10 protein-coding genes are annotated in these 11,513 nt (G+C 67.0%); 6 read left to right on the forward strand and 4 right to left on the reverse strand.

Going from position 1 to position 11,513, the window contains the following annotated elements; all coding sequences use genetic code 11:
• The first annotated feature begins 7 nt into the window (after window positions 1–7).
• Window positions 8–685 (forward strand): YdcF family protein, encoded by a 678-nt coding sequence (locus G3A50_RS10625; protein ID WP_163075260.1) that lies wholly within the window; start codon window positions 8–10, stop codon window positions 683–685.
• Between the two features lie 147 nt (window positions 686–832).
• Entirely contained in the window at window positions 833–1,159 is a 327-nt protein-coding gene (locus G3A50_RS10630) for a hypothetical protein (RefSeq protein ID WP_163075261.1), read from the forward strand.
• A 24-nt stretch (window positions 1,160–1,183) separates the two neighbouring features.
• Here the strand turns inward: G3A50_RS10630 and G3A50_RS10635 are convergent, their stop codons facing one another.
• Window positions 1,184–1,819 carry a gamma-glutamylcyclotransferase gene (locus G3A50_RS10635; RefSeq protein WP_281355851.1) on the reverse strand — a complete coding sequence of 212 codons (636 nt, stop codon included), beginning with the start codon at window positions 1,817–1,819 and terminating at the stop codon, window positions 1,184–1,186.
• Between the two features lie 130 nt (window positions 1,820–1,949).
• Here G3A50_RS10635 and G3A50_RS10640 point away from each other — a divergent pair, with 130 nt between their 5' ends.
• A complete protein-coding gene (locus G3A50_RS10640) occupies window positions 1,950–3,077 on the forward strand; it encodes a DUF2125 domain-containing protein (protein WP_163075262.1) in 1,128 nt (375 codons plus the stop codon).
• 19 nt (window positions 3,078–3,096) lie between these two features.
• Here G3A50_RS10640 and edd read toward each other — a convergent pair whose 3' ends face one another.
• From edd to zwf, 3 genes are all read right to left on the reverse strand, one after another.
• Window positions 3,097–4,941: a phosphogluconate dehydratase gene (gene edd, locus G3A50_RS10645; RefSeq protein ID WP_163075263.1), complete on the reverse strand. Its 1,845-nt coding sequence runs from the start codon at window positions 4,939–4,941 to the stop codon at window positions 3,097–3,099.
• Between the two features lie 105 nt (window positions 4,942–5,046).
• On the reverse strand, window positions 5,047–5,748 hold the full coding sequence (gene pgl / locus G3A50_RS10650) for a 6-phosphogluconolactonase (RefSeq protein ID WP_163075264.1): 702 nt from the start codon (window positions 5,746–5,748) through the stop codon (window positions 5,047–5,049).
• Between the two features lie 173 nt (window positions 5,749–5,921).
• Window positions 5,922–7,397, reverse strand: a complete 1,476-nt coding sequence (zwf, locus tag G3A50_RS10655) for a glucose-6-phosphate dehydrogenase (RefSeq protein ID WP_163075265.1) — start codon at window positions 7,395–7,397, stop codon at window positions 5,922–5,924.
• Window positions 7,398–8,159: 762 nt separating this feature from the next.
• Here zwf and G3A50_RS10660 point away from each other — a divergent pair.
• The 3 genes from G3A50_RS10660 to G3A50_RS10670 all read left to right on the forward strand — a co-directional run bounded on the left by G3A50_RS10660 (window position 8,160) and on the right by G3A50_RS10670 (window position 11,478).
• Window positions 8,160–9,170, forward strand: coding sequence for a Bug family tripartite tricarboxylate transporter substrate binding protein (locus G3A50_RS10660; RefSeq protein ID WP_163075266.1), 1,011 nt, complete (start codon window positions 8,160–8,162; stop codon window positions 9,168–9,170).
• A 250-nt stretch (window positions 9,171–9,420) separates the two neighbouring features.
• Window positions 9,421–9,921, forward strand: coding sequence for a tripartite tricarboxylate transporter TctB family protein (locus tag G3A50_RS10665; RefSeq protein WP_163075267.1), 501 nt, complete (start codon window positions 9,421–9,423; stop codon window positions 9,919–9,921).
• 45 nt (window positions 9,922–9,966) lie between these two features.
• The gene (locus G3A50_RS10670; protein ID WP_163077534.1) at window positions 9,967–11,478 is read left to right on the forward strand and encodes a tripartite tricarboxylate transporter permease; all 1,512 of its coding nucleotides are present in this window, start codon (window positions 9,967–9,969) and stop codon (window positions 11,476–11,478) included.
• Window positions 11,479–11,513: the final 35 nt, after the last annotated feature.

Here is an 11,513-nt window from a genome sequence, read left to right on the forward strand (position 1 = left end):
AGCCCCCGTGTCCGACTTCGAACCCCCTCATCCCGCCGGTGCGGCGAGTGCCTCGCTGAACGTCATTCAGCGGCTGGTGCGCCTCGGGCTGGCGCTGATCCTTGCCGCCTTCGTCCTCGTGCTGGCGGGCTTTGCCCTGTTCGTCGTCAGCCTTCAGGGGCGTGAGGGGCAGCCGAGCCGCAGTGCCGACGGCATCGTCGTGCTGACCGGCGGGGCGGATCGCATTCCCGACGCGATCGCCCTGCTGACACAGCATCGCGGCCAGCGCCTGCTGATCACCGGCGTTCATCCCGACACCACGCTCAGCGAAATCGGCCGCACCGCCCCGGTACCGGAGGACGTGCTGAAGTGCTGCGTCGCGCTCGGACGCTCGGCGCTGAACACGCGCGGCAATGCCATTGAGACCGCGCAATGGGCGCGGGCGCGGGGCTTCCACTCGCTGCTCGTCGTCACCTCGTCCTGGCATATGCCGCGGGCGCTGGTGGAACTGCGCCGGGCGATGCCGAACATGGATCTGGTGCCCTATCCCGTGGTGGCCAGGACACCGCCGGAAGAGAACGGCCTCGCGCTGGTGGTTGCCAATGGCCGGCTGCTTTTCGTCGAATATGTGAAGTTCGTCGGCGCCTGGCTCGGGGTGCGGTCCTGGCCGGCGCTGGCGCCCGAGGGCGGCATCGAGGGAAACTGAGGGGCGGCGGCGTATCGCGCGGCGCGGCGTTGAACGTTGCCGCGTCGGACGGTGCGGCTTCGGCCTTTGCGGGAACAAACCGGGCGATCGCGGATTCACCTCACGAGGCGCATTGACGCCATCCGTAAATGTTCTAGATTTGTTCTCATGATGACACATGAAATCACATGCAGCGATTCGCTGCGGGACGACGGGCCGCTCAGCGCGGCCGACGCCCTGCTGGCGCGTCGCTTCCGGCTCTGGCGCGGTCCGGACGGGCGGCGGCAGGTGTATTCGGTCTACCAGGTGGACGACGCGCCCGATTATCCGGACGCGGTCGCCATGGCGGTGCGGTCGGAAAACGGGCGCTGCGTGCCGCTCTGGTCCGGTCCCGCCGGTTCCAGGGCGCGCATCATGGCGCGGGTCCTGGGCGCGCAGGAAATTCACCTGCGCATCCTGCCCGAGACCGATAGCGGGTCCATCGTCCCCTCCTGAAGCGGCCTGCGGGAGGAGGAGGGCTCACAGTCGCTGCGTCAGCCAGTCCATCTCCGTGTCCCGGATGCCGAGTTCGGCGAGGTGGCGGGCGGTGGCGTTCACATAGTCCGTGTTCGGCCCACCCACGCCATGCCCCTGGCGAATCAGATGCAGGCGCTCGTCGGGGCTGAGGCGGCCGGCATATTGGGCGTGGCCGCGATCGACCAGAAAGGTCACGGCGGAAATGCTGCGCTCGCTGCCGTCCTTCAGCCAGACCCGGCGCACCGCCTCGCGATAGATGTTCGTCACCTGCTCGCGCTCGCGCAGATAGGCCAGTGTGGCCTCCGCCTGTGCCGGCGCGACACGGTAGGCGATGCCCAGGCAGGCGCCGCCGCGGTCGAGCCCGAGCACCAGCCCCGGCTTCTCCGGCGTGCCGCGCCAGTGCACCGAGAGCACGCAGAAGGAGCGGTGGGCGCCGATCAGCTTGCCGGTCACCCGTTCCTCGAACGCGAAGCCGGGATTCCACATCAGCGAGCCATAGCCGAAGACCCAGAGATCGCCGGGACCCGTCGCGGCGCGGCGCGAGGGGCTTTTTGCGGTTCTCTGGGGTGCGTTCTTTGTGGGGTTCATGGCGAGCGGGCCGGAATCACGGTAAGGGACATCGACATCCTGCCGTCGCATGCGGGGGCCTGCCCGCGCAAGCGGCAGGGCGCCCCAAGGTCCGTTGCGGCGGGTGCGGGCCGTGCCACATGCGCGCCGCACCGGCGGTGGATGGTGCCCGCGCCCGGTCGCGCCCCTGCTGGAGTTCCCCATGAGCTTTTCCGATCCCCATGCCGAGCCGGCTTCCACTCCCGCGCAGGGCACACCCACACAGGGAATACCCGGTCCCGGAACACCCCTCGATCCGGCCCCGCGGCGCCGGCGCTGGCTGATCACGCTGCCGGTGGCGTTCATCGTGCTGCTGGCCATCGGCTGGTCGGGCATGTGGTTCTATGCCTCGGGCCGGGTGGGCGAGGAGGTTGATGGCTGGATCGCGGCGGAAGCTGCCCATGGCCGCATCTGGACCTGCACCAACCGCGAGCTGGGCGGCTTTCCCTTCCGCTTCGAGCTGATCTGCGATTCACCCACGCTGGCCTTTGCCGGCGCGACGGTCGGCGCGGGTTCCGGCCAGTGGACGGCGACGGCCCAGCGCGTGCATGCGGTCGCCCAGGTCTGGAATCCCGGCCACATCATCGCGGAGTTCCAGGGACCGGCCCGGCTGGTCGAGGCCTCGACCGGTCGGGAGGCGGTGGCCGACTGGTCGCTGCTCCAGCTCAGCGGCGTCGGCAGCGGCGGCCGGCCGGAGCGGGTGTCGGTGGTGGCCAAGGACTACCAGCTCTCCGCCGAGGGCACGACCGTGCTCACGGCCCGCGAGGCGGTGCTTCACGTGCGCCATCATCCCGGCGAGGCCGATAGCACGCTTGATATCGCGACCGCGGTGAAGGGCGCGAAGGGCCTGTTCGTCGGCGGCGCGGCCGTGCCCGAGATCGATGGCGAGATGCAGGCGACGGTGACCGAGGTGCCCGCTTTCCGCGCCATGACACCGCTTGAGCGGGTCACCCAGTGGCAGCAGGCGGGCGGGCAGGTGAAGCTGCTGGAGGCACAGCTCAGCGCCGCCGGCGGCGTGATCAGCGCCAGTGGCACCTTCGGGCTCGATCCCCAGCGCCGGCTGGACGGCACGCTCGACCTGTCCGTCGCCAACGCGCCGGCCCTGTTCGGTGCGCTGTCGGGCGCCGGCCTGATGCCCGACTTCATGGTGAACCTGGCGCCGGCGATGATGGCGATGGGCTCGCCCACCACGATCGACGGCCAGCCGGCCAACAGCTTCCGCTTCGGCTTCCGTCGCGGTCAGGTCCTGCTCGGTATGATTCCGCTGGGAAAGGTCGGCCCGGTGTTCTGACCGGGCCGACCTCCCCGGCTCAGTGCACGGCGAAGATGGATGCCCCAGTGTCGGCGGTGCCCACCGCCGCCCGGAACGAAGCGAACAGTTCCCGTCCCACGCCGACATGGGAGGCGGAAAGGTTGGCGGGCGTGGGGGCACGCTCCGCCCACACTTCCGCGTCGACGAGCACCGTCAGCGTGCCCGCGACGGCGTCGAGGCGGATGATGTCGCCGTTGCGGATCAGCGCGATGGCGCCCCCGTCCGCGGCTTCCGGCGTGACGTGGATGGCGGCCGGCACCTTGCCGGAGGCACCCGACAGCCGCCCGTCCGTGACCAGCGCGACCTTGTTGCCGCGGTCCTGAAGCACGCCGAGCGGCGGCATCAGCTTGTGCAGCTCGGGCATGCCGTTGGCCTTGGGTCCCTGGAACCGCACCACGGCGACGAAGTCGCCCTTAAGATCGCCGGCCTTGAACGCGGCCTGAAGCTCCTCCTGGCTGTGGAACACCCGTGCCGGCGCCTCGATGATGTGCCGCTCGGGCGCGATCGCCGAGGTCTTGATCACCGCCCGGCCGAGATCGCCGGAGAGCAGCTTCAGCCCACCCGTGGCCTGGAACGGGGTCTTGGCACCGCGCAGCACCGCCTCATCGCCGCTCAGGGCCGCGCCGTCGCGCCAGGTCAGCGTGCCGTCCTCGGCGAGGCCGGGCTCGCGGGTATAGGCATCAAGACCGGCACCCCAGACGGTCTCGACGTCGCGGTGGAGCAGGCCGTCCTCCATCAGCTCACGCATGACGAAGCCCATGCCGCCGGCAGCCTGGAAGTGGTTCACGTCGGCCTTGCCGTTGGGATAGACGCGGCAGAGCAGGGGCGTGATGTCGGCGAGGTCGGAGAAGTCGTCCCAGGTCAGCTTGATACCCGCCGCCGCCGCCATGGCGACGACGTGCAGCGTGTGATTGGTGGAGCCGCCGGTGGCGTGCAGGCCGACGATGCCGTTCACGAACACGCGCTCGTCCAGCATGCGCCCGACCGGGACATAGTCATTGCCGAGCGCGGTGATCGACATGGCGCGTTCGGCGGCGGCGGTGGTCAGCGCGTCGCGCAGCGGCGTGTTGGGATTGACGAAAGAGGCGCCGGGCAGATGCAGGCCCATGATCTCCATCATCATCTGGTTGGTGTTCGCGGTGCCGTAGAAGGTGCAGGTGCCGGGCCCGTGATAGGACTGGCTCTCGGCCTCCAGCAGTTCCGCGCGGCCGACCTTTCCTTCCGCGAACAGCTGGCGGATCTTCGCCTTCTCGTCATTGGGCAGGCCCGAGGTCATCGGGCCGGCGGGAATGAACACCGCCGGCAGATGACCGAAGGACAGCGCGCCGATGACGAGGCCGGGCACGATCTTGTCGCAGATGCCGAGAAACACCGCCGCATCGAATGTCTGGTGCGACAGGGCGACCGCCGTGGCCAGCGCGATCACGTCGCGCGAGAACAGCGACAGCTCCATGCCGGCCTCGCCCTGGGTGATGCCGTCGCACATGGCCGGCACGCCGCCGGCGACCTGGGCCACGCCGCCGGCCGCGCGGGCGGCCGCGCGGATCAGGTCCGGGAAGCGCTCATAGGGCTGGTGGGCGGACAGCATGTCGTTGTAGGCGGTGACGATGGCGAGGTTGGCGCCCGCGCCCTCGCGCAGCATTGCCTTGTCCGAAGGGCCGCAGGCGGCGAAGCCGTGGGCCTGGTTGGCGCAGCCCAGCGAGCTGCGCACCGGCTGCTTCTGCGCGGCGGCGGCGATGCGGTCCAGATAACGGGCACGGGTGTCGTGCGAGCGCTTGGCGATGCGTTCGGTGACCTCGCCAAGGCGGGCATTCACGCTGGACGGGATGACGGCGTCGGCCATGCTGCTCTCCTCAAGGTCTTCTTCGGCCGGCGGGCGCCGACCGGGTCGTCTGGTTCGGTGCCCCGGCGGCACCTCGGCGGTCGCAGGTTCGCTGCAGCGTCCCGGTCAGGGACACCAGAAGATGTCGAGCGGGCGCGGCGCGCGCAGCACCGCACGGATCGGCATCTCGGTGGCGGGGCCTTCCCCGAGCGCCTTCTCCAGTACCGGCCGCTTGGCCGGGCCTTCGATGTGCAGCGCCAGCGCGTCGGCGGCGAGCAGCACCGGCAGGGTGAGGGTGATGCGCGGCTCACCTGCATCGGGCGCGCGCATGGGAATGAGGCCCAGCGAAGCGTCGGGGTCGATCGCCTCTTCCAGATGGTCGCCACCGGGGAAGAAGGAAGCGGTGTGGCCGTCATCGCCCATGCCGAGCACGGCGCAGGCCAGCGGCCAGGCCAGATCCTCCAGCGCCTCGTTGACCGCGAACAGCCCGGCTTCCGGGGTCGGCGCGTCATTGGCGAGCGGCACGAACTTCGCCGCCGCCGCCTTGCCCTGGAGCAGGTGCTGGCGCACCAGCCGGGCATTGGAGCGATCGGAACTCTCGCGCACCCAGCGTTCGTCGACCAGCGTGATGGCGATCTTCTGCCAGGGCAGGTCGCGGGTGGAGAGCGCCTCGAAGAAGCGCGTGGGAGTGCGTCCGCCGGAAACGGCGAGGCTCGCCATGCCGTCGCGCTCAAGGCGGGCGGCAAGGGCCGCGGCGACATAATCCGCGAGGGCCGTCGCCACGGCGGCGCCGTCAGCGAGCTCGTGCAGCGTGTGGCTCACGATCATCTCCAAACCTCGGCGCGCTGGCAGGGCGCCGTTCCAGAACCAGGCGCCTGCCGCGCCGTGACAGCGTAGGCGTAGCCGCGCCGTTTCACCAATAAAGACGGTTCCCGCGGCCGCAACGGTCGCGGGAACCGGGAAGTTCATCGCCCGCCGCGCGGCACGCGCCGCGCGCCAGCTCAGGCGCCATCCTCCAGCCAGGTGCGCCCGTCGCGCTCGATGAGCGCGATGGCGGCGGAGGGGCCCCAGGTGCCGGCGGTGTAGGGGCGCGGCGCCTCCTTGGTGTGGCGCCAGGCATTGAGGATCGGGTCGACCCAGCGCCAGGCCGCCTCGACCTCGTCGCGCCGCATGAACAGGGTCTGGTTGCCGCGCACCACGTCCAGCAGCAGCCGCTCATAGGCGTCCGGGTTGCGCACCTTGAACGCCTTGGCGAAGCTCATGTCGAGCGGCACATGGGTGAGGCGGATGCCGCCCGGGCCGGGGTCCTTGATCATCAGCCACAGCTTCACGCCCTCATCCGGCTGGAGCCGGATGACGAGGCGGTTCTGCTCGATGGCGCCGACCCCCTCGCCGAACACCGAATGGGGAACGGGCCGGAAGCCGACCACGATCTCCGACACCCGCGAGGCCAGCCGCTTGCCGGTGCGCAGGTAGAACGGCACGCCGGCCCAGCGCCAGTTTTCCACTTCCGCCTTCACCGCGACGAAGGTCTCGGTCTCGCTGTGGCTCGACCCCAGCTCGTCGAGATAACCCGGCACGGCGCCGCCGGCGGAGGCCCCGGCGCGATACTGGCCGCGCACGGTGACGGCGGCCATGTTGTGGTCGTCGATCGGCTTGAGCGCGCGCAGCACCTTCAGCTTCTCGTCGCGCACCGCATCGGCCTCGAGCGAGGCGGGGGGCTCCATCGCCACCAGGCAGAGGAGCTGGAGCATGTGGTTCTGCACCATGTCGCGCATCGCGCCGGCGGTGTCGTAATAGCCGGCCCGCTCCTCGACGCCGAGCGCCTCGGCCACGGTGATCTGGACATGGTCGATATGGGCGTTGTTCCACAGCGGCTCGAACAGCGCGTTGGCGAAGCGCAGCGCCATCAGGTTCTGCACCGTCTCCTTACCGAGGTAATGATCGATGCGGTACACCTGATCCTCGGTGAAGATCTTGCCGACCTGCTCGTTGAGCGCGAGCGCGGAGGCGAGGTCCTTGCCGATCGGCTTTTCGATCACGACACGGCCGTTCTCGGCCAGGCCGAACTTGCCGAGCCTCTCGCAGATCGGCCCGAACAGATGCGGCGCGGTGGCGAGATAATAGACCGGCACATGGCTGGGGAGGCTCGACACCCGGTGGGCCAGCTCGGGCCAGCCGGGATCGGCATCGGCATTGGCGGCGATGTAGGACAGCCGTCCGAGGAACCGGTCGAGCTCGGGGCCCTCCAGTTCCGCCTCGGGAACGTGGTCGACAAGCGCCTGGCGCGCGAAATTACGGAATTCCTCGTCGCTCAGCGGGCGACGGGAGACGCCGATGATCACGGCCTCGTCGGGAATCTGCCCGTCGAGGTCGCGGTGGAACAGCGCCGGAAGAAGCTTGCGCCGCGCAAGGTCGCCGGTGGCGCCAAACACGGTGAGCACGAATGGAGCCACCGGAATCAAGCGACTGGTCATGGAACAGTGTCTCCCTGCATTCGCATCCTGCAATCCTCATGCTGGCCCGGCATCGCGGCTGGATTGCGGTGGCGCCGCCGCAGCCCGCCTCTCCTAGCAAAATCGATTCCGTGCGGCGACCGGGTCTTTCCTTCCCGCACGATCATTCTCGCATGGCTGCGCGACCGCCCGATGATCCGGCCGCAGGAACCCGCCTGCCGGCCTTCGTCGGAACCGGAAACAGGGTGCCGAGTCGGGTCGCGCTTCGACAAAAAAGATTGTGCACCGCAACAAAATGGCGAAATTTAGGGAGAAACAGGCGCAAATTCAGGCATCCGTAAGGGTAGCAAGTAATTGCGGGCTTCCTTTGAGCGAAGCGCCCGTGGATGGCGGACGCCAGGGAAGGCTTGAGAAGCGACCTTAGGTAAGCTCGTGCCGGCGATAAAAAATGCGTGTTCAGGCAATGGCTTATTTAATAAGATATCTCATACACGGCATGAATTATAACGTATACCAAGACTGTTATGCCAAATACATAATTACTGGGATGTGTAATACGGGCTGACCTTGCGTCGCACCATTGCACTTTAGAATTAGGGGGTTGGCTTAAAGCTAATCTTGGTACAACTTATTCCACGGAATATCCGGCGGAGAGACACAAGAAAGACTGCCGGACGTCGAGGTCCTTTTCCCGGCTATTTGACCGGGGTGCGGGACCCAAAAAAAGGCCGTCGCTCAAAAGATGCGGCCATTCTCGACAACCCTTTGGGAAGGAAACGCCAGATGAAAAATTTGCAAGCCTTCGGTCTGGGAGCGATCACCGCTCTCGGCATGACGGCCATGTCCATGCTGCCGGCGGCGGCGGCCTGGGAGCCCACCAAGCCGGTTGAGTTCATTGTCCCGGCCGGTACCGGCGGCGGCGCCGACCAGATGGCCCGCACGCTTCAGGGCATCATTGCCAAGCATGACCTGATGTCGTCGCCTCTCGTGGTGATCAACAAGTCCGGTGGCGCCGGCGGTGAGGGCTTCCTCGACGTCAAGGGCAGCAAGGCCAATCCGCACAAGATCATCATCTCGCTGTCGAACCTGTTCACCACCCCGCTCGCGACCGGCATTCCCTTCAACTGGAAGGACATGACCCCCGTTGCCATGCTGGCGCTGGACGAGTTCGTGCTGTGGGTGAATGCCCAGGAGCCCTACAAGACCGCTCAGGAATATGTCGCGGCTATCAAGGCGGCGCCGGACGGCACCTTCAAGATGGGCGGCACCGGCTCGAAGTCGGAAGACCAGATCATCACCGTCGCCCTGCAGAAGGCGATCGGCAAGAAGATCACCTACATCCCGTATAAGGGCGGCGGAGAAGTGGCCGTGCAGCTCGTGGGCGGTCACATCAACTCGTCGGTGAACAACCCGATCGAGGCGGTCTCCCAGTGGCGCGGTGACAAGCTCCGCCCGCTGTGCGTGTTCGACGACAAGACCCTGCCCTACACCGACAAGATCCTCGGCGATGCTTCCTGGTCCTCGATCCCGACCTGCAAGTCGGCCGGCCTGGATGTCGAATACCTCATGCTGCGCGGCATCTTCATGCCCCCGGGCGTGTCCGAGGAGCAGGTCGCGTACTTCGTCGACCTGTTCAAGAAGGTCCGCGAGACGCCTGAGTGGAAGCAGCTGATGAAGGACGGTGCCTTCAATCAGAGCTTCATGGCTGGTGACGAGTTCAAGGCGTGGCTCGACCAGACCGAGACCAAGCACAAGGGTCTGATGCAGGAAGCCGGCTTCATCGCTGGTAACTGATACGCCCCTCGCGAGGCGTAATCGGATGACGAACTGAGGCCGGCAGTGTGCCGGCCGACCGATCCCGGGGAGAGGGATCGCGTCAGCCGCGGATCGCGACGGGACCGTCCGAGTATTCATCATCGGACGTCCCGTCGAGCGACCCGAAGCAAAGCAACGAAAAACACTCAAGTGAGCTGGCGTCAAACGTGCCGCCGGCGGGAGCACCCCGCCGGGCGGTCCTTTGTGCGGATTTTCGGAGATAATCGTGATGGAACAGGCTCATCAAGAGGCTGGCGGCGCGGGACCGAAGCAACGTTCGGTCGAAATCGGGACAGCTGTGCTGACCCTGCTGTTCGGCTTCGTCGTCATTTACGGCAGTCACAAGGTCGGCTCCGGGTGGGACGGCGGCCCGCAGGCCGGCTTCTTCCCCTTCTATGTCGGAATCATCATCTGCGCCTGCAGCCTGGTGAACCTGGTCTCGGCCCTGCGCGAAGACCGGACGCGGATCTTCGCCGAAAACGGGCAGCTGGTTCAGGTGCTCAAGGTGCTCATCCCGGCCTGCGTCTATGTCGCTCTGGTGCCGGAATTCGGCATCTACGTGCCGTCCATCCTGCTTATCCTCGTGTTCATGGTCTGGCTGGGTAAATACGGAATTCCGCTGTCGCTCGCGGTGGCATTCGGCGTGCCGATCTTCTTCTACATCACGCTGGAGCGCTGGTTCCTCATTCCGCTCCCCAAGGGGCCGGTCGAGGCCATGCTTGGACTCTGATCAGGCACAAACAAAAAGGCTCCCAAGGGGAACGCGCCCATGAACATGATCCTCGACAACTTCACCCATCTTTACCACGGGTTCGGAATTGCCGCCGACCCGTTCAATATCCTGCTGATGGCGATCGGCATTCTGCTCGGCGTCATCATCGGCGTGCTGCCCGGACTTGGTGGCGCCAACGGCGTGGCCATCCTGCTGCCGCTCACCTTCTCCATGTCGCCGACCTCGGCGATCATCCTTTTGAGCTGCATTTACTGGGGCGCGCTGTTCGGCGGCGCCATCACCTCGGTTCTGTTCAATATTCCCGGCGAACCCTGGTCCGTGGCCACCACCTTCGACGGCCATCCGATGGCGCGGTCGGGACGCGCGGGTGAGGCCCTCACGGCCGCCTTCACCTCGTCCTTCGTGGGCGCCTTCTTCGCCATCGTCATGATCACGCTGATCGCGCCGCTGGTTGCCCAGTTCGCGCTCCAGTTCGGTCCGGCCGAGAAGTTCGCGGTGTACTTCCTCGCCTTCGCCTCCTTCGTGGGCATGAGCAAGGAACCGCCGGCCAAGACCGTCGTGTCGATGATGCTCGGCTTCGCCCTCGCCTGCGTCGGTCTCGACATGGTCACCGGCCAGCTCCGCCTGACCTTCGGCTTTACCGAGCTGCTCAACGGCTTCGACTTCCTCATCGCGGTTATCGGCCTGTTCGGTATCGGCGAAATCCTGCTCACCATGGAGGAAGGCCTGGAGTTCCGCGGCAAGTCGGCGCGGATCGATCCCAAGGTGGTGTGGAAGACCTGGAAGACGCTGCCCCGGTTCTGGGCGACCTCGCTGCGGTCCTGCGTCATCGGCTGCTGGATGGGCATCACGCCCGCCGGCGCGACCCCGGCCTCGTTCATGTCCTACGGCATTGCCAAGCGCATGTCGAAGAACGGCAACAACTTCGGCAATGGCGAGATCGAGGGCGTCATCGCGCCCGAGACCGCCGCGCACGCCGCCGGCACCTCGGCCCTGCTGCCGATGCTGGCGCTGGGTGTTCCCGGTTCGCCGACCGCCGCGGTTCTCCTCGGTGGCCTGCTGATCTGGGGTCTTCAGCCCGGTCCAATGCTGTTCGTCGAGCAGGCCGATTTCGTGTGGGGCCTCATCGCCTCCATGTATCTGGGTAACGTCGTCGGCCTCATCCTGGTGCTGACCACGGTGCCGCTGTTCGCCGCGATCCTGCGTATCCCCTTCTCGATCATCGCTCCGGTGATCCTGGTGATCTGCGCGATCGGTGCCTACACGGTGAACAACAACGTGTTCGACGTGCTGATGATGATGGTGTTCGGTGTCCTCGGCTACCTGCTGAAGAAGACCAACTACCCGCTCGCCCCGCTCGTTCTGGCGATTGTTCTCGGCCCGTCCGCCGAGGAATCCTTCCGCCAGTCGCTGCTCACCTCGGCGGGTTCGGTCTCCATCTTCTGGTCCAACCCGCTGGTCTCCACGATCATGGGTCTCGGCCTGCTCGCCGGCGTGTGGCCCCTGATCTCGAAGGGCATCGCCAAGCTGCGCAGCTCCGCGCAGCCGGCCTGACGGCTCGGTCACGATCGGCCCGCCGCGTCTTCCCG

Origin of the sequence: Ancylobacter pratisalsi, from assembly GCF_010669125.1 — a bacterium.
Taxonomy (GTDB): Bacteria; Pseudomonadota; Alphaproteobacteria; order Rhizobiales; family Xanthobacteraceae; genus Ancylobacter; species Ancylobacter pratisalsi.

What these genes read in the sequence shown, in the direction of transcription:
- G3A50_RS10660 (WP_163075266.1), top strand. Translation starts at nt 8,160, where the DNA reads ATGAAAAATTTGCAAGCCTTCGGTCTGGGAGCGATCACCGCTCTCGGC.
- G3A50_RS10635 (WP_281355851.1), bottom strand. Translation starts at nt 1,819, where the DNA reads ATGCGACGGCAGGATGTCGATGTCCCTTACCGTGATTCCGGCCCGCTC.
- edd (WP_163075263.1), bottom strand. Translation starts at nt 4,941, where the DNA reads ATGGCCGACGCCGTCATCCCGTCCAGCGTGAATGCCCGCCTTGGCGAG.
- G3A50_RS10670 (WP_163077534.1), top strand. Translation starts at nt 9,967, where the DNA reads ATGATCCTCGACAACTTCACCCATCTTTACCACGGGTTCGGAATTGCC.
- G3A50_RS10630 (WP_163075261.1), top strand. Translation starts at nt 833, where the DNA reads ATGATGACACATGAAATCACATGCAGCGATTCGCTGCGGGACGACGGG.
- pgl (WP_163075264.1), bottom strand. Translation starts at nt 5,748, where the DNA reads ATGATCGTGAGCCACACGCTGCACGAGCTCGCTGACGGCGCCGCCGTG.
- zwf (WP_163075265.1), bottom strand. Translation starts at nt 7,397, where the DNA reads ATGACCAGTCGCTTGATTCCGGTGGCTCCATTCGTGCTCACCGTGTTT.
- G3A50_RS10665 (WP_163075267.1), top strand. Translation starts at nt 9,421, where the DNA reads ATGGAACAGGCTCATCAAGAGGCTGGCGGCGCGGGACCGAAGCAACGT.
- G3A50_RS10640 (WP_163075262.1), top strand. Translation starts at nt 1,950, where the DNA reads ATGAGCTTTTCCGATCCCCATGCCGAGCCGGCTTCCACTCCCGCGCAG.